An 18,419-nucleotide genomic window follows, 5' to 3' on the forward strand; every position below is an offset into this window, starting at 1 on the left:
GCGGCGCTTCGCCCGTCATGTGGTTATGGATGGCGACGACGTCGATGTTCGCCGCCCGCAGGGCCTTGAGCACGGGCTGCAGTTCGCTCTCCAGCATGGCGAAATCCCCATCCACGACGGCCTGCTGGGAGGTGCCAGCGAACGCCGCCCAGGTGTTGACGCCCATCGCCTTGCCCATTTCATGCCCATGAATGCGCACGGTGCGGCCCACGGTGACCTTATAGACGCCGTCCTTGTAGGCGCCCTTCTGGCCCAGCAGCGCATCGAGTTGCGCGGCATCGAGCTTCGAGCGGGCGGGGTCGATGGACGCGCGTGGCGCCCGGCCCTTGCCGCCCCGCGTTTCGCGCAGCCGGGCGAACACCTTGCCCACCGCGTCGGCGAGCTGGCCGGCCTCACCCATACCGCCCACGTGCATGAACATCACCTTGGGGCTCTCCCAGAAGAAGTGGTTGTGCAGGGCCGTGACCTCCAGGCCGCTCTTGAGCGCCACATCCATCACTGGAGTCACCTGGTCCTCGAGCAGGACGATGTCGCCCATCACCATGTTGGCGGCCCCCACGCGCTTGAAGGCGGCCCAGGCGGTCAGGCCGAGAGGCGGGGTGAGCTTCACGCCGGCCGCGCGCACCTTGAGGTCGGTGCGGGGCAGATTCACCTTGAAGACGCCCTCGTCGGCGCTCAGCTCGCCCTTGGCGCCGGTTCTCCGCTCGATGTCGGCGGTGTCAATACCCACGTCTTTGAGTGGGCCTCCCTTGCGCGGCTGGGCATGAGCCGCGCCGGTGAATAACAGGGCCACGACGAGCGCCAGGCACCTCCAGCGTTCGCTTCTCTGCATCATCATGAGTCCTCCAACTTCGGGCAGTGCTGGCCATTCGCACATGTCAGCGCACGGGCTTCTTGGTGAAGACGGCGTACAGGTCGAGCACGGTCGAGGCGCGTGCCAGCCGCTTCTCGTTGGCGCGGGAGTTGAGAGTGATGCCAGCCAACAGGCGCTCGATGCCGGCAGGCTTGATGCGACCAAGCTTCGAGTCCTTCAGGTCGACGTACGTGCACATGCCCCCCCCAATGCGACGAGCGCGCCATCGTCGAGGCCAAAGCACTGAAGGAGTATCTTGAAGGTGCACCGATACCACTCGTGTGGCTGCTCGCGGATGATGCGCGCAGCAGAACTGTTGGCCCCCGGATGCCCCCCGAGGCATTAGGTCCACGGTACCACTACAGCACCATGGACAACGTCATGGAGGCACCGATGTCACCTGCCCCTGGCGACGCGGGAGGGTAAGGCCACCGAGTTCATCGCTGTCGCCCCCTTGTGCCTCTCCCAAATTCGGTCGCTGCGTCATGGGGGGCGCCGCAGCGATGTTCGACAGGGCGCCAGAGGCTTACCTTGCGACCGGGCGCGATTCAGCCGGGCATAGGGGCAACGGCCGACAAGGTCGTCTCTGCGCTGGAAGCACGACTGCGCGACACGTGGACCAAGCCCCTGCTCAACAACATTGATGCAACTACGTTGCAAATGACTCGCTTGTGCGATACCTCAAGCACCTCTCTTGCCGTGGACTTCACATGCTGGAAAGTGCCCTGAGCCTCGGGTTGGTACTCGGGCTTCGCCACGCCTCGGACGCCGACCACGTCTGCGCCATCGCCTCATTACTGAGGACGGAGCAAGGCTTACGAGCGGCCGCTCGCACTGCCATCCTCTGGAGCCTGGGGCACTCGCTCACTTTCTTCGCCGTCGGGGCGGTGCTCGTTAGCGGAAGACTGACGGTGCCGGAGGCATGGAATCCGGTGATGGAGCTGCTGGTGGCGAGCCTGCTGGTGACGCTGGGGGCCGTGCAGTGGCGCCATGCGGATTGTCCGCTGCCCGAGAGCCCCGGGCCCGTGCGGCCCCAGTCGTTGCGCGTGATGCTGGTGGGAATCGTCCACGGCTTGGCGGGCTCTGCGGGCATCGCGCTCCTCGCGCTGGCCACCGTCAAGGAGCGGATGTCCGCCCTCCTGTTCCTCTTGCTGTTCGGACTGGGCGTCTCCGGGGGCATGGTGCTGCTCACCCTCCTGCTGTCTCTGCCCCTGAGCTTCGTCGTCCGGAACTCGGAGCGCTGGCGCTCTCGAATCCTCAAGGGGACGAGCGCGCTCAGCATCGCGCTCGGCACGTGGATGGGGCTGTCTGCGCTGCGGGAGTTCGTTGGATGAGCACAACGGGGGCACACATGAGTTCGAAGAAGGCGACCAGGTCATCCACGCAAGGAAAGCGATATGGAGTCCGCGGGCCTGTGCCGCTCTTCGACCGCGAGCTGCCGGAAGGACTGAGCGCGGTGGCCTTCTCCCCGGAGGGGAACCGTATCGCTGCGGCCACCTTCGGCGGCACGGTAGCGCTGGTCGACGCGAAGTCCGGCGCGCTGCTCCGGGAGCTTCCCGGGCACGCGGGGGGAACCCTCTCGGTGAGCTTCTCCCCTGACGGCGAGCATCTCGCCACTGGAGGACAGGACGGACACGTCCGCGTCTACGCGCTGGCCTCTGGAGAGGAGCTTCACGCGTGGGAGGCGGGCGGCGCCTGGGTGGAGCACGTCCTGTGGTCGCCCTCGGGCGGCCACCTTGCCGCGGCGGCGGGGCGCTCAGTGCGCATCTGGTCCCACCGGGGCACACCGAAGGGCGGCTACGAGCAGCACGCCGGCACCGTCACCTCCATCCAGTGGAGCGCGAGCGGCACCGGCATCATCTCCTCGTGCAATGGCGGGATTCACCGGTTGGAGGCGGGTCGGAAGCGGCCGCTAGAGACGCTGGACGCGGAGGGAGCAGTCCTCGCCGTGGCCATCAGCCCGGACCGGAAGTTCATCGCCGCGGGAAGGCAGGACTCCAGTATCCGGCTCTGGGCCGTGCGCGGCTCCAAGGCCGTCTCCTACGACATTCCCGGCTATCGCTCCAAGGTCCGCGCGCTGGCGTGGAACGCGGCCAGCAACCTCCTCGCCACCGGGGACGGTGCGGAGGTCGCCGTCTGGGAGCTGGGGACGCGGATGAGCGAGCGGCAACGCGCACAGGGCCTGACGGCCCACTCGGAGCGAGTAACGGGGCTCGCCGTCCGTCAGGACGGCCCGAACTCCGAGACGCTGCTGTCCACCGGGCACGACGGGCAACTCTGTGGCTGGAACCCCACCCAGGGGCGGCGCCCACTGTGGGCACTCCAGGCAGGTGTGGCGCTCGAAGGACTGACGCTCTCCCCGGACAAGTCCCTGCTGGCGGCAATTGGCGCCGGTGGGCACCTGCTGGCGTGGAGCTTCGCGCCGCCCGCGCAGCACTGAGCAGTCCCCATGATTCAAGGAGGCAACGCCTTGGCAACTTCAGAGAAGAAGATTCCCGTCACTGTCCTGACCGGCTTTCTGGGCTCGGGAAAGACGACACTCCTCAACCGCATCCTGACGGAGCATCACGGCAAGCGCATCGCCGTCATCGAGAACGAGTTCGGGGAAATCGGCATCGACCAGGCGCTCGTCATCAACGCGGACGAAGAAGTCTTCGAGATGAACAACGGCTGCATCTGCTGCACGGTGCGCGGCGACCTCATCCGCATCCTTGGCAGCCTCGTGCGCCGCAAGGACAAGTTCGACCATATTCTCGTGGAGACCACGGGCATGGCGGACCCGAGCCCGGTAGCCCAGACGTTCTTCGTCGACGACGAGATTGGCTCTCAGTTCCAGCTCGACGGCATCGTCACCATGGTGGACGCCAAGCACGTCGCCCTGCACATCGATGAGAGTGACGAGTGCAAGGAGCAGATTGCCTTCGGCGATGTCATCATCATCAACAAGACGGACCTGGTGGCGCCGGAGGAGGTCGAGCGCGTGGAGCGCCGCATCCGGAGCATGAACGCCCTGGCCCGCGTCCACCGCGCCGTAAAGGGTCAGGTTCCTGTTGAAAGCGTGCTCGACGTGGGCGGCTTCGACCTCGGACGGGCGCTGAAGCAGAAGCCGACATTCCTTGAGCCCGAATACCCCTTCGAGTGGGGCGGCGTGTACGCGCTCCAGCCCGGCCAGGCGAGCCTCGTGCTGGGGGAAGGCCCGGACGCGTCGATGGACGTCGCCCTGGTGCCGGTGGACTCCGTCGACGAGGCGGGGCTGAAGGATGGCGCGGAGAAGGCCGTGCGTTTCTGGTCGCGCTCACCCACGCGCCGCGTCTCCAGTCAGGCCCTCACTGCGGGCAACACCCACTTCCAGCTCGACTTCTCCCAGGAGAAGGGCCGCAAGGTATACCCGCTGACGGTGCCTCGTGAGGGGCTCTACGCCCTCTTCACGGAGCATGGTCCCGACGAATACGCGCTGCGCGTGGAAGATGCTGGGGGGAGCCCCATGGCGCATCGGGCGGAGCGGGCCTTCGGTGCCGGCCACACACACGACGAGACGGTATCGTCCGTTGGCATCCACCTGGAGGGCGAGGTCGACCAGCACCGCCTGAATGCGTGGCTGTCCAAGGTGCTGCAGGAGCAGGGGACGGACATCTTCCGGATGAAGGGAATCCTTGCCATCGCGGGCCAGAAGAATCGCTACGTCTTCCAGGGCGTGCACATGCTCTTCGACGGGCAGCCCGACAAGCCCTGGGGGAAGGCGCCGCGCGCGAACGACCTCGTCTTCATCGGCCGGAACCTGGACCGAGAGGCGCTCACGGAGGGGTTCCGCAAGTGCCTCAAGTGAAGAAGACGAAGAAGAGCGCCGGGCCTCGCCTCCACCTCGTAGATGTGTGGGCGCTCGAGGCCGCCGAATACCCTCGGGCGCTGGACTGGTCCGCCGATGGCGAGCGCCTCGCGCTGGGCACCGCGGACGGCACGCTGCGCGTCTTGGACGCCGCCAGCGGGACGCTCCTCCATACGAAGTCCTCCGGCGGCGCGCTCACCCGCGTGTGCTGGAGCCCACGCCAGCGGATGCTCGCAGCGGCCTCGGAGGACGGCACCTGCCGGGTGTGGCGAGACACGGGGGAGTTGGTGGCGGAGCTGCCGGGCAAAGGGGCGGGCTGGGTGGACCACGTCGCCTGGGCACCGGAGGGCGAGCGGCTCGCCATCGCCTCCGGCCGCATCGCCCGCGTCTTCACTGTCCGCGGAGAGCCCGTGCTGGAGACGGACGCGCATCCCAGCACAGTCACCGGCATGGAGTGGAGCCCCCAGGGCGACGCGCTGGCCACCATCTGCTACGGCGGCGTCCACCTGTGGTCCCTCCATAAGGGGAGCCCTGCGCGACACCTGCCCTGGAAGGGCTCGCTCATCGCACTGGCGTGGAGCCCGGATGGCGAGGTCATCGCCTGCGGCAGCCAGGACTGCTCGGTGCACTTCTGGCGGCTGCGCAGCGGCAAGGACTCGGAGATGACGGGCTACCCGGCGAAGCCGCGAGAGCTGGCGTGGTCAAGTGACTCCCGGCTGCTGGCGACGAGTGGCGAGGCGACCATCTGCGTGTGGCGATTCGAGGGGGATGGCCCCGAAGGAACGAAGCCCCTGTTGCTGAAGGGGCACGAGGACCTCCTCACAGCCCTCGATTTCAGCGGGGAGGACCACACGCTGGCTTCCGGTAGCAAGGATTCCGACGTGTTGCTCTGGCGGCCCGAGGTGACACCAAAGCCCGTAGGGCTGGCGCGAATGAAGGACGCCGTCGTCCTGCTTCGGTTCAGCCCGGATGGCCAGCGACTCGCCGCCGCGGATGAGACGGGGCACGTCGAGGTGTGGCGTGTCTCCGAGACGCGCGTGGAGTAAGCCGTGCCTTGTGCCCACCCGAAATCCGGGTGCTGCGTCATGCGTACATCAAGGCGAATGCGCGCGGCACGCACGGGACCGGCGAGTTCCTGTGGCGGCGAAGAGGGAGTGGAGCAATGGGGTGGCGGCCTCGGGGCGTACCAAGCTGGCGCTGCGCGCGGCCGGCTCGGCGCCCCCCGAAGCGGGGACGCAGACCGGACCCGCCGAGATGGGCCGCGGGGCCACCTGGGCAGTGCTTCGCCCCTGAGCCCGCGCGCGCATCGAAACCATGCGACCTTCACCTACCCCCTACTTCGCCAGCGAGCCCACGCCCGCCGCCACCACGCACTCTTTGTGAAGAGGGTGCCGAGAGGATCTGGACCATGGACGAGAGGTCACCCACGGTGTAGTTTGCGGACATTCATTCGGCCCCCGATTGAAGGGCTCGCCCAGCCCCCTCTTTGAAACCGCTGGATATTACTCGCCTTTCGGCCCTCAGAGAGTTTGAGTCCTCTCAGAGAAACGCCGAGAACGAGTTCGCCTAGGGCTTCATTCGGGGAGCTGAACGAAGGGCCCTACCAACCGGTAGGGCCCTTTTTGTTTAACACGGGCCTCGCGATGACATCGCGGGGCCTTCGTGCTTAAGCTGCTGAATCCCAAGGGATTTTGGCTCGCGGTGCTGACGAGAGCCTTCTCGGCTCTCCACCCCGCAGAGCGAGATGCCCCCTCTCCTCCACCGCCGACGGGCTCTCCGGACCGCTCTTTCGCCCGTTCTGGGGAGAGACAGGCCGAGAGCGGTTAACAGGTGCTGTTAACTTTTGGGGCGGCGGTTAACAACATTCCCCAGGAGACCCGCTCTTCCCGCTCTGAGGTTTCTGGGAGGGCGTCTCTCTCTGGTTTTTGGTCGCGTCTCTTACCTGCTTTGCTGGTTCCCGAAGGGGAAACGCAAGGCCTGCGGGGCCCCTCCAAACCCACACTCAGGGTGATGGCGCTTTCAGGGGTCTCTGATCCAGGCGCATCCGCCGCCGTTTCACGGGGGGCACTCGCCCTTCTCGCGAGGCGGCCGGCTCACCCGTCCAGAGCCTCCCGAGAGACTCCGAGAGCCCCAAGACTCCGCAGAGCACACGCCCCTCGCGCTGTAGTTGGTCGGCCGGCAGGGACGGTGGCGCATGCAACGACATGTCATCGAGAAGGTGGCCTCCGCAGCGCGAAATTCTCTCCCTTGGAGAGCCCGTCGAATTCCAAGTTGCCGCAGGTGGTGCACTGTTCGCCGCACGCCGCAGCCCTGATGTAGGCGCCGACTGTGTCTCGCTCGAAAACGTCCTCGGCGACATTCGCCGCCAGGTGCTGAAGGGCCACACGGAACCGTCCCAACGTGTGGACGCATCGAAATCAGATGAGTGCCACCACGTAGTCTTCCCTACTCATCATGGCCCCCTTTCCTAAAAACTGCGGCAGCACGTCCTGTCCCAAACGCCTCCCAGTGCAGACATGTACGTCTGGATAGCAGCCCCCCGCCGCGGCTCACCGACACCCCAGGTACAAAATTGACATTCTGCGGGAGCGGCTGGTTGATCCCTGGATGGACCTTGACTCGAAAAGTTCCAGCCTCCCGCTGACTGCCCAGCATCGTGGGGCGGTTATCCCACCCGACGGTAGCTGGGAGGTCAATTACGCAATAGGCGATTCTATCGGGCGAGGAGGTTATGGCGAGGTTTTCAAGGCCCGCGACAAGCGTGATGACTCAACAGTTGCGCTGAAGATTTCTCACGAATCGAGCGAGCAACTTCGACGGTTCCGCCGCGAGATTGAGGCATTACAAAGGCTCCGTCATAGGAACGTCATCGAGATTCTCGAATTCGGTGATGGCTGGTACACGATGCCCTTCGCAGAGGGCAGTTTAACGGACCTCGCGCCTGAACTAGGCGACGAAGAACTGATTGAAGTAGTCACTCACGCCGCGCAGGGCTTGGCTGCGGTCCATGCTGCCTATCCGGCTCATCGAGACGTAACGCCGAACAACATCCTTCGCATCGGCGACCGTTGGCTCATAAGCGACTTCGGATTAGTGCGGAAGCCGCAGGGGATGTCGAGCGATCCAAAGACCGAGGGCCACTTCGGCACTCGCGGTTACATTGCACCTGAGATCATGTCCGTGGGCGCTCACGAAGCCGATTCTCGGGCCGACGTGTATAGCTTGGGCCAAGTAGCCCGCTTCATCACAACAGCTAAGCCTCCTCAGGATCGGGCTCCAACTTCGGTGTCGCCGGTCTGGGGTGCATTCATAACGAAGATGACTATGACGGCAAGGAACGAGCGCTTCCAGACGATGGAGGAAGTTGTCGCAGCGCTCGATGACGTACGCCGTCGTCTCAAGGCACAGCGGAGGGCGGCCTGGGAAGTTGCCCAGAAGATGGAAATGGAAGTGGGAGTACCGCCGGACGAAGTCATGGTGCTCAAATTGATCCTCGAGGAATTCGACGAAGAATTCAGCGAGCAGAGCCTCATCCGCATAGCGCCACAGGGCAAGCGCGCCTTCTTTCGCCTTTCTCTCCGTGGCCTTCAGGGCCGCAGGTTTCTTGAAGCCGTCGTTGGTAATAATGGGGAACCCTGGGGATTGCGCCTGACACAAACCGCCTTCGACTGGTGCGTGGCAAACCGAGCACTGCTTGATGCCTGCCCCCTTCCTACGAACCCAATGCCGCAGGGCGTTAGCGACGACGATATTCCCTTCTGAGCGCGCCCGCCGTAGGCGCTCATGGCCCATCGTCCTGCTCCGCCGGCATTGATGCCCGGGTTCGTCCACCAGCGACTCGAATCTGACCAAGGGGCCGGCTGAGCTGAAGAAGCCGTCGGGTCGATTTCCAAGCCAGGGTTTAGGACGACTCGGTCACTTCCCCATGGGCGCTGCGGATCTCCGAGGAGAAATCCTCCTCGGAAGGCGCCCGAAGCGACCGAATGGCACTAGCGGCCCTTGTCCTCCTCGTCCGATTCGTCTCGCTCGTACTCCCCCTCGTCCGATTCGTCTCGCTCGTACTCCCCCTCGTCCGATTCGTCTCGCTCGTACTCCCCCTCGTCCGATTCGTCTCGCTCGTACTCCTCCTCGTCCGATTCGTCTCGCTCGTACTCCCCCTCGTCCGATTCGTCTCGCTCGTACTCCCCCTCGTCCGATTCGTCTCGCTCGTACTCCTCCTCGTCCGATTCGTCTCGCTCGTACTCCTCCTCGTCCGATTCGTCTCGCTCGTACTCCTCCTCGTCCGATTCGTCTCGCTCGTACTCCTCCTCGTCCGATTCGTCCCGCTCGTCCTCCTCCTCCTCGTCCGATTCGTCCTGCTCGTCCTCCTCCTGCTCATCCGATTCGTCCTTCTCGTCCTCCGAGCCAGTGCTGTAGCTCTGTGCAGGCCGCTTCTTTAGACGCTTGAGTGCATCAGCGCTGAGCGGGGCGCCTGTCACGGGCGAGTAGAAGCTCACTCCTGCTGAATTTAGGGCATGGAAAAATTGATTCTCCTTGATGTGCTGATGAGGTCCGCGCCCGCCCAACCATCCTCGACGTGGTGCCTCGTACGCGAGAAGCCAGCGCTCGCCATGCAGCTCGTCTGCTGCAAGAACCGATTCCCACGCGCTCACTTCCAGCCCGCCATCCACCAAGCCTTGGTGATTGGCGTCCAGAGCGAGTAGTGCAACAAAGACATCTTGGGAGCGCTCCAACGCCCGAGCTGCCTCGCCGTCGATCTTCAATCTCAAGGAGAGAAGGCCCCACAGCGCCCAGGTGGTTTCGCTCGCGTAACCCGACGGAGCACTTTCAGTGATGACGTAATTGAGGGTTCGCTGGATGGCCTGATTGTCGAGTTCGTACTCGCGCTGCTTTGCCTCAATCAAGACGGTGACGAACTGCTGAGCAGCACTCATCTCAACAGTCACCGCTTGCATCAGCAGGTCTTGCACTGTCGGCCAGTGTGCTGTTCCGCGCCAATCCGCGCCTGCAACACGGGAAATCGCATATGGCAGCACATATGAATCGCGATGCTCAGCATGGAGTTCAAATGCCCGGTCGAAGAATCGGATTATGCGCTGCAGCGAATAATGTGTTTTAGGGGCAAACCTGAAGTCTCGAAACTCGGTGAGCCAGGAACTCTCCAATCGCTGCGGCAGTTCGACTACGCGCGTCTTGAGGGGGTTCAGATGCAGGCTGTAGTCAGCAAGCACCTCCTGAAAGTGCTGCAGCGCCGCTTCCGCTTCGCCTCGGCGAGCGAACGAGAATTCGTAATCGTCGTAGTATCGAAATCCCCGGGCATCAGCCCCTAACCGCGCCCGCAGCTCGACATCGACAGCCGAAAGCAACAACTCGCCAATGACCAAGGACGCGTCCGGCCCGACGGGAATGCCGTTTGTCTGCCCATCCTGGCCAGCCATGATGGCATTGTCCAGACGGTTACCTAGAAGAGTTAAATCGCGGCGTCGTTGCTTGCCCACCTCCTTCGAATGGAGAGCCCACGGCACGCTGTGTGTGTATACACTGCGATAAAACTCCGCAACATCTCCGACGAGCACGTAACGCGCGTGACGGCGGTGCTTAATTCGCACAGCAGACAGGTCACCAAGCGGCAACTTTGGAAGGAAGGCCCGACCCTGTTCATTTCCTAGCACGGGAGAACTTTGACTGAGGTCACTCCTATCAAGCAGCGCTCCAATCTCCTTCCACCCACTGCCAATCTCTTTACACAGACGCAGGTACGGCTCCGGATGGGGAACAGAAAGCGTTCTGCGAACACCGCCCGCACGAGCAAGGCTATGAGTGACCGAGCGATAGCTCTGCTCTCCTGAACTTGGTACGATCCTCCGCGGCTTTGCCCAACTGGCGAAGCTTTCTGCGGAGAAGCACGGCGGGAGCTCCTTCGGAAAATAGCCCTTCGCCAACAGCATCTCTGTGATTAACTCCATATCACCACACGCCCTTGAGTACGCAAGCTCTCGACACCTTACTTCAACTCACTATTAAACCAGCAATAGTGCGCCCCCTAAATTCGGTCATCGTCAATGGGTGCGCTACGACACCGCCTGCAGTACCACGCCAATGCCGGAGAGCGCGGCGCGCACGGTCATCATTCTAATTGTGGCGGTACTGCAGGAGGTGGACTGAACCGCACTCGATAGGTTTTAACCCACGCGACAGCACACAACTGCGCACACGTGATTCTGATGCACCTAGAGCTGCCAACGCGGCCTGCACAGCTGACTGCAGCGCAGCTCCCCACGCCTTGTCCGGCAAAACCGCTACCGGTGTCGGTCCCCCGCTCCCGACACTCGCCCTGATCTTCCGCGAGTCCAGATTCAGAGCTTCGCGGACATGCCGAACGAGGTATGCTTCTCCGCTTACGGATAGACCATGCCAACATCCCCACCGGCTTTGAGGAAGGTTGTCGCTGCAGATGGCAGGGAGATGGATGCAACCTTCCATCTCGAGCCTGGGCCCACCGCTGAGTCTGTATCGCTCGTGTTCGAGTGCCGCGGAGCAAGCACGCGCAATACCGAGTACAAGGATGGGCTGATGGCGCTCCTCACGCGACTTCGCACAATGGGAGCGACTCTTGAGGATGCAGCCATCGACACTCGCGTCACCGCTTCGCTCTCACACTCAGAACGGCGACTCCGCCCCCGAGGGCGCAGCTACCCCATCTCGCTTGATGCCGAACGTGATGTTTCCCAACTACGCATCGCTCTTATGAACGCTCAAGCAGGCGTCGGTCGGGCGCCAGGCGCCAAAGGAGGCGGCAACCCGAACAAACGGATGCGGCTTACCCTCAGCCTTCCCGATTCCACGTATCCCTCCCTCGAGGTGCTCGAGGACGCACTCGCTCTGGGGCACAACCTCGAACAGCCTCAAGTCTTCCTCGCCCGGATCTGCTGGAACTCCGCTCAGTGGGTGCACCCAACAGGGGAGTCACGAACTCTTGAGACCGGAACGTATGTGACCGAATACGGCTTCGGACATGAGGAATGGCTCTTTAATTTGGGGTGGGTGCTCGACGACGGATTCCACTATGCCTACTTGCAGCCCCTTCGCTCGGCGTGGGAACGGCTCCGCGGGCAGACTATTCGCATACGACTCTTCACAATTGCTCCAGGCGGCGAGCGTCTCTACGTGGGCGAGTTGCGCTCGTGTCAGGTGCTGACCGAAGAACAGGCGGAGGCTGCAGCGGAGGAATATGAGGAGCGGGGTTGGAATGATGAGATGCGTGAGCAGGTGGAGGCTGCTGGCGGTAAGCCGAAAGGACTACTCGGCGACGCGATCAACCGCTTTAACCTCCGCTTTCGCCCATCTGATGCGACATACTTTGCTCCCCATCGGCGGGCCACGTCGTCTCTTTTGAAGGACGCCTACCTACGGTACCGACTCTACAAATGGACAAACGAACTCTCTGCCGACCTCCAAGATTCGTCCACGCCGCGCTTGGTGCCGCCGCCAAAGGGGATCAAAACTAAGTCGACGACCAAGGTCCACCGCCCTGGTACCGACCCTTCGTCCTATGACCCAGTCCACAACATCCTCCAGCAGGAACTGCGCGTTCTCCTGATTAAGCAATATGGCGCTGACGCTGTGACGATGGAGGAGAACCGCGTTGACATGAAGGTCCACCTCCCGAGGAAGACAGTCTTCCTCGAGCTGAAAACGGCGCCGAGTGCCCGCCTTGCTGTTAGAGCTGCCCTCGGACAGTTGCTCGAGTACGCCCACTTTCGGCAGTCTTCTGCGGCAAACCCCGTGGAACTCATCGTCGTGGCGCCTGCCGTCGCAGACAACGATGAGCTGATGTACGTTGACTTCCTCAGAACAGCCTTCAACATCCCGATCAGCTATCGAACATTCCATCGCGAGATGAAGGAGTTCCGCCTGTAGTGGCTGAGCCGCACGGGGGCACATCTTTTGGTTTAGGCAGCCGCCAATACCGCTTCGTGTGTTCCTGCGCCTACGGCAAATTCGGTCGCCGCGTCATGGGTGCGTCAAGGCAAGAGAGGCGCCGGTACGGCCATCACCACGACAAGAGCTGCCGTCATACACAAGAGGCTTGGGCACAATTCGGCAGACGCTGGCTGACTGGCGCCTGTGGCCATGTCCCAGCGCCTCGCCTCTCATTGGACTGCACGCCAGCAAATACCGCCTGGCGCGCGACAAGCAGCAGCCCCAGTCAGGGCTGGTACCGCTCCGCCTCCTTGAAGAACTGCGTGAGCGAGTAGTCCAGCAGCGACTGGCAGGACTGCATGTACCGGCGGGCGCGGAGGAAGGGCAGCCAGACGCGCTTGCCGACACGCACCTGGGACTCTTCCATCTTCTGCCGCAGAACCCACGTCCCTCCCAACCGCCGCACCAGCACGTCCCCTAGATAGGCTCCGAGCGCCGGTGCGGTGTGTCCATCGATGAGTTGCCGCTCGTACCTCTCGGGGAAGTCTTCCCTCCAGAAGAAGAAGTCGAGGTCCGTGAGCGACTCGACCGTCTCGTCCATGATGGACGGCACCTTCGTATGCAGCGCTCCCACGAGACCTTCGGACAGGTCTCCGTAGGATTCGAGGACGCGCTCCGGATCCGTCACGTCCGACGGAAGGGCGACCGGCAGCCACTCTTCCGGCACAGGAGGCCGGAAGGCGTTGAACTCGGCAATCTTCCGTTGACGCTCGCTGATGGCGAACTCGTCCGGCAGCCGAGAGAGAAACGGCGCCACGTCGGGGTGGAAGCGCGGCTCGACAGGTACGAGCGCGGCGCTGCGCTGCTTCAGCGTGCGTAGCACCGTGTCGAAGTCGAGGTCCGGCCGAAGGTGGACATGGGCGCGGGCTTGCGCCTCGCGCGCTTCCTCGCTGGAGAACTCGGCGGCAGTGGGCCACAGAACAAGGAGGATTGAGCCGTTGGGAAGCTCCTCCACGAGATGTGCCGGAGTCGAGAGCATCCGTTCTCTTCCCACGGACTCGACCAGCTTGGGGCCAAAGACATTCAGCCAGAACAACTCATAGACCTTGTCGAACCCGTCCCGTTTCCATGTCGCATCGTCACGACCGAATACGGGAGCGTCCGCCAACTGCAAATCTGCCAAACCATGAGCTACCGAATGATGCGCAGGGTATCGAGAAGCCCAGGCACGCACGGCAGCCACAAAATCGCGACAGGTCTCCACCGCAGCAAAGAATGAGAGCGGCTGTATATTGAGACTGACGCTCAGCTCGGACGCCCGCTGAGTGAGTCCGAGATTGAGTGCCATCGAAACAGCAGGGCTCTCCGCGCGAGACAGCCCAATGATTGAGCCATACTCATCGCGTCGCTCCTCTAGCGCACGCAGCACAGCGTCTCGGGAGTATTTACGTTTCCGGCTGCCTTTGACAGTCGTCGGCATCCAACTGCCGGCATGCCGCTCAAGAGCATCAAGGAAGGGAGCCACTCCGCGCTCCAATCCATCCTTCGGCTCGAAGGCCCCATCGAAGGTGAAGCGAAAGCTATCCGCCTTGTTCAGCTCATCCAGCTTCATTGGAACAACACCTCCACACCCTCGATCCGCCTCTGCGTCCTGGTCACCGCATTGTTCAGCATCGTGGGGTCACGGGGCAGCAGTTTTCCTCCCTCGTAGACAAGGCGAACTCTCTGCACCTTCGCCTGCTGTCGCAGTCCGTCCCGGACAATCTTCAACGTTCCACCGTAGTATTTCATCGCATTGCTCGCATCCGCATTCAACTGCACGCCTAGGTCCTCGAACTCGAAAGGCTTGAGGTCTCGACTCTTGAAGCTGAACGTCTCCACCCGAGGTGGCTGCCCCGGAGTGGGCCTCTTTTCGATGACGAGCACGTCCGCATAACGAAGGTCCACCTTCGAGACTCCGACATGGGTCTCGATGCGCGGCTGCTCGAAGTCGCCGAGCCAGCGCCGGCGCGCGCGAGGCAACGCCGCGTCCTCCTTCAGGATGGCGATCATGGTCCTCTCGAAAGCCATGCCCCGAGCATAGTAGGCGCGCATCCCTTCGTAGCCCTCCCACTTCAGGGGGCCCTTGACGGCGTCACCGTCCTGAATCTCCTTCAGCCGCCTCTTGCGGTAGGCGACGTACTCCTGCCACAGCGGCGCCCCCTTCTCGACTCCAGGCGGCGGCTCCTCCAGCTTCGGGGCCATCTGCTTCAGCAGCTTCATGTCCTTCGGGAGACGGGGCCCCTGGGACTCCAGCTCCGCGAGGAACAGCTTCGCCTTCGCGGCCTCCGCAGCGCCCACCTTCGCGTCCTGCGCGAAGAGGTCCAGGTTGACGTACCGCTTCCCTGCTGCGCCCCGTGTCGCCGCGGGCTGGGCGGACTCGCGACTCGCGCCCCCTCTCGCCCCTGCAGCCCCGGAAGACTCGCGGCTGGCCGCCTGCGCCTCCGCAGCTGACACCTCGGCGTTCTGCTCGAAGAGGTCCAGGTTGACGGGCCGCTTCCCTGCCGAGCCTCTGGTCGCCACGGACTGGGCGGACTCGCGGCTCGCCGCCTCCATCAGCACCGCCTGCGCCTTCGTAGGGTTTCCGCGCGCCTCGTACAGCGCCAACAGGCCCGCCTCACCCCACTCGGCAGCCACCAGCGCGCCCTCGCGGCTCGCCTGGAGGTAGCGCAGCAAGTCGCGCGCGGCGGTGATGCCGAGCTGCTCCTCCAGGCGCGCCATCAGCACCTTCTTGGCGTCCACGTCGAGCGCCGGCATCTGGAGCCGCCGTAACCCTCCGCGCGACTCAGCCAGGGCCCGAGCGCCATTGCCTCCGGCGTACAGCGTCACCACCAGCGCGGCCGGCGCCAGTTCGCGCGTGGCCTGCTCGTACTTGCCTTGCGCCAGCGAGTACGCCCCATGCCCCGTCCCGGCCACCAGGTGGTAGAAGCCGACCGGCACACCGAAGGTCAGGTGGTCGAAGGCTCCCGCCGAGACACTTCCCGGCGAGTAGTGCCTCTCCATCAGGGCCTTCTCCACCTCGTCGATGGCTGCCTGGTAGGGCGGGGGCATCTGCCCACGCATCGCCATGAGCTCCGTGTACCGGGCCTCACCACTCACCAAGCTGCTGGAGAGCATGTCCCTGCCCGCTCGCCCCAGCCCGCGCAGCACGTCGCCGGCCTTCTCTCCCCGCTCTGGGAAACCTTCCAGCTCCACACCCCGCCGCTTCAACTCCTCGCGGACAGCGGCCATGGCTCCCAGCGTGTCCCCCAGTTGCTTGTCGCGGGCCAGCCGCTGCACCACTTCACGCAGTTCGTCGTCGAAGGCCGAGTGGAGGACGAAGAGGGCGAACACCTCCGCATACGGCACGCCGTACTTCTCCACGGACGTGACGATGAATTCCGCGCGCTGGCGACTGAGGGCTTCCGAGGCGTCTTCGTCCATCGGCCCCAGGGCGCCCAGGCGGACAGCGTCCCAGGGATAGAGGGACTGCACCAGCACGCCCATGTCCCCCACCCCGCGCTGCATGGCCACGAACTCCGCGGGAGAGGCACACGCAAGGAAGGGCTCCACCTTGTCCCGGCTTTGGGTCAGGCGGGGCCAGCCCGAGGGCACGGCCTTGCCGCCACAGGCGAACGCGCCGCCCTCCCCGTCCGAGCCTCGCGTTCCCTTCTCGTTGACGGCATTGCCGATAGGCCCTCGCCGATAGCCCATCGGCGCCGGCTCTGACGTCCCATCCGCGGCACCTGACTCCGCTCCCCGATACACACCCGCCGCCGCACTCCTCGCCGCATGGGAGGGCGCGGAGAAGGGACTGAAGGCCAGGGCCGCCCCACGGCCCACCTGGTCCGGCCTCGCCGGCAACGAGGCGCACCCGGAGGCCAGAAGGGCCACCACCAACGCGAGGCCAAGCCCGCCGCGCCAAGGCCGCTCAGCGCGCATTGTCCACCCCCAGTCCCACCGAAGCGAAGGCGCCTGGCCGCAGCGCCCCTTCCGCCGTCGGGAAGAGCAGCGTGCCCCCCTGCCCCACCGCGTACAGCTTCCCACCCAGGAAGCGCCATCGCGCCTCGGCTGAGGCGAGGTAGCGCGCTCCCGGCTGACCTGCGCCCACCGCCACGCCGCCTACCCCCACCGAGAGGTTCCGGTGGAAGAGCTGCGTCTCCAGCCGGCCGTCCACGTCCACCCGGCCCCAGTTGAAAACCTCGGTGCCCATTGTCAGCCGGAAGTGGCGCTGCCCCAGCACGCTCAGGCTCTCCGCATCCCAGCTCAGAATCACCTCGCCGTAGGCCGAGTACCCCTCCGGAAAGGGCGCGTCCGCCTGCGGCAGGGCGTCCGGGCCCGCCACCTGAAAGCGCGCCAGCTCGTAGTCCGGGCCGAAGGCGCCCTGCCGGAAGCCTCCGCGTTGGAGGCGGCCCTCCAGGCGCGCTCGCAGGTCCATCCTCGAGGTCAGGTACTCCGCGCCCAGCCCCGCCACTGCGCCCCACGCGCCACCCTCGCCGGGACGTCCGCCCCAGCCCGCATTCGCCTGCAGTTCGAAGCCCCCCTCGGGGTTGCGGCGCCGCACGAGCATGGCCGTCCCATCCACGTGGGCCAGCGTCATCGACTCGGATGTCCCTCCGGCCCTGCCCCAGTCATGCACCGCGGACAGCGCCAGCGTGTACTGCATGGGGTATGGAGGGCGTCCAAAGAGGACGTGCTGCATGTCCAGGACGACTTCTGCCCCCATCAGACGCGCGCCCAACACGTCCGAGGCGAAGGCCTCGACGTACAAGGGCCTCAGCATCCCAGTCACCACCGCGCCGGCCGGGTGGTAGTCCGGGTTGCCCCTGTTGTTGTAGCGGCGCACCAGGTGCCCGGACAGCAGCGTGTAGGACTCCAATGCGCCCACCCACACGAAGTTCGGCGCGTCGCCTCCCACCATCAGGTTCTGCACCACCTGCCCCCAGTCGGAGAGCTCGTCCCAGTCCTCCTTCCGCACCAGACTGGCGCCCTCTTCCGCGCCCCACATGCGCAGGCGCACCGGAGCGCCCAGTTCGAGCTGGAGCAGGCCTGGTTTGACGACCTCCAGCCGCGGATGCACCTGCAGGAAGCCTTCGTCCCTTCCAGCTCCTCTGCGCGGCAGCAGAGCCCACGTCGTGGTCTCCAAGCTCAGCCGGTTCGCCCAGCCAGAGCCCGAGCCGGGCGTGGCCGGCTCCTCCTCGACCAGGGCATCCCCCTCGTCAACGGATGGCTCGAGCAGCGCATCCCCGTCCGCCTCAACGGGGTCAACTTCCTCCTCGGCCACGTAGTCTTCAGGATAGGCAATCTCCTCCGCCAACCCCGCTCCGGGTAACACCAACAGCAACACGACGGCCCAGCGAGTGAACATCGACGTCTCCTGTGAAGGCCCCAACGAAGGGGCAATGGACAGAGGCTTCCCGTTCAGTCCGGCGGGGCGCCGGTCCGTGGGGTAAATGCATTGCATTGCGGGAGTCGCCGACAGGCCGACTGCGCCAAGCAATAGGCAGACGTGTCACACCACGGCGCCAGGAATCCTGGCCCCGCCTGGAGCGGCAGGCAGACGTGTCACGTCGCGGCGCCCGGACAGTCCGGCACCGCTCACGACTCCAAACGTGCGAGTGGGGGGATTGAGGAAGGGCTCCTCAGCGCCCGTCAGGCATGCGGCCCAACGAAGCGCAGACGGCTTCTCGGCGCACGATGACCGTCCGCACGTGCCTCACATGGCAGTGCGGGAGGTCCTCTGCGCAGCGCGAGAGCCCAACGCCTACTTCGATGCGGAGCTAGGAAGGTGGATCAAGC

General features: G+C 64.5%; 12 protein-coding genes. 6 read left to right on the forward strand and 6 right to left on the reverse strand.

What is annotated here, in order from left to right; genetic code table 11:
- On the reverse strand, window positions 1-730 hold a 730-nt coding region (locus FL344_RS01810), incomplete at its 3' end, for an LppY/LpqO family protein (protein ID WP_228564686.1).
- Between the two features lie 148 nt (window positions 731-878).
- Window positions 879-1,052 carry a chromate resistance protein gene (locus FL344_RS01815; RefSeq protein ID WP_141617268.1) on the reverse strand — a complete coding sequence of 58 codons (174 nt, stop codon included), beginning with the start codon at window positions 1,050-1,052 and terminating at the stop codon, window positions 879-881.
- A gap of 511 nt (window positions 1,053-1,563) precedes the next feature.
- On the opposite strand from FL344_RS01815, the gene FL344_RS01820 reads away from it, so the two are divergent.
- The 5 genes from FL344_RS01820 to FL344_RS01840 all read left to right on the forward strand — a co-directional run bounded on the left by FL344_RS01820 (window position 1,564) and on the right by FL344_RS01840 (window position 8,441).
- Complete coding sequence (locus FL344_RS01820) at window positions 1,564-2,187, forward strand: HupE/UreJ family protein (protein WP_141617269.1); 624 nt, start codon at window positions 1,564-1,566, stop codon at window positions 2,185-2,187.
- Window positions 2,188-2,267: 80 nt separating this feature from the next.
- Window positions 2,268-3,293 (forward strand): WD40 repeat domain-containing protein, encoded by a 1,026-nt coding sequence (locus FL344_RS01825; protein WP_194862948.1) that lies wholly within the window; start codon window positions 2,268-2,270, stop codon window positions 3,291-3,293.
- A 30-nt stretch (window positions 3,294-3,323) separates the two neighbouring features.
- A complete protein-coding gene (locus FL344_RS01830) occupies window positions 3,324-4,679 on the forward strand; it encodes a GTP-binding protein (protein ID WP_228564687.1) in 1,356 nt (451 codons plus the stop codon).
- The gene (locus FL344_RS01835) at window positions 4,667-5,725 is read left to right on the forward strand and encodes a WD40 repeat domain-containing protein (RefSeq protein ID WP_194862949.1); all 1,059 of its coding nucleotides are present in this window, start codon (window positions 4,667-4,669) and stop codon (window positions 5,723-5,725) included. The genes FL344_RS01830 and FL344_RS01835 overlap by 13 nt, the downstream gene beginning before the upstream one ends.
- A gap of 1,561 nt (window positions 5,726-7,286) precedes the next feature.
- A complete protein-coding gene (locus FL344_RS01840) occupies window positions 7,287-8,441 on the forward strand; it encodes a serine/threonine-protein kinase (RefSeq protein WP_141617273.1) in 1,155 nt (384 codons plus the stop codon).
- Between the two features lie 227 nt (window positions 8,442-8,668).
- Here the strand turns inward: FL344_RS01840 and FL344_RS01845 are convergent, their stop codons facing one another.
- The gene (locus tag FL344_RS01845) at window positions 8,669-10,645 is read right to left on the reverse strand and encodes a reverse transcriptase domain-containing protein (RefSeq protein WP_141617274.1); all 1,977 of its coding nucleotides are present in this window, start codon (window positions 10,643-10,645) and stop codon (window positions 8,669-8,671) included.
- Window positions 10,646-11,111: 466 nt separating this feature from the next.
- Here FL344_RS01845 and FL344_RS01850 point away from each other — a divergent pair, with 466 nt between their 5' ends.
- On the forward strand, window positions 11,112-12,599 hold the full coding sequence (locus tag FL344_RS01850; RefSeq protein WP_194862951.1) for a hypothetical protein: 1,488 nt from the start codon (window positions 11,112-11,114) through the stop codon (window positions 12,597-12,599).
- A gap of 289 nt (window positions 12,600-12,888) precedes the next feature.
- On the opposite strand, the gene FL344_RS01855 is transcribed toward FL344_RS01850, so the two are convergent.
- From FL344_RS01855 to FL344_RS01865, 3 genes are read right to left on the reverse strand one after another with little or no spacing between them, the layout of a single operon-like run.
- Entirely contained in the window at window positions 12,889-14,214 is a 1,326-nt protein-coding gene (locus FL344_RS01855; protein WP_141617276.1) for a hypothetical protein, read from the reverse strand.
- Window positions 14,211-16,562, reverse strand: a complete 2,352-nt coding sequence (locus FL344_RS01860) for a hypothetical protein (RefSeq protein WP_194862952.1) — start codon at window positions 16,560-16,562, stop codon at window positions 14,211-14,213. The genes FL344_RS01855 and FL344_RS01860 overlap by 4 nt, the downstream gene beginning before the upstream one ends.
- Entirely contained in the window at window positions 16,552-17,988 is a 1,437-nt protein-coding gene (locus tag FL344_RS01865) for a hypothetical protein (protein WP_141617277.1), read from the reverse strand. Before FL344_RS01865 ends, FL344_RS01860 begins: the two co-directional genes overlap by 11 nt.
- Window positions 17,989-18,419 lie beyond the last annotated feature (431 nt).

This window comes from Myxococcus sp. AB036A (genome assembly GCF_006547355.1).
GTDB lineage: Bacteria > Myxococcota > Myxococcia > Myxococcales > Myxococcaceae > Myxococcus > Myxococcus virescens.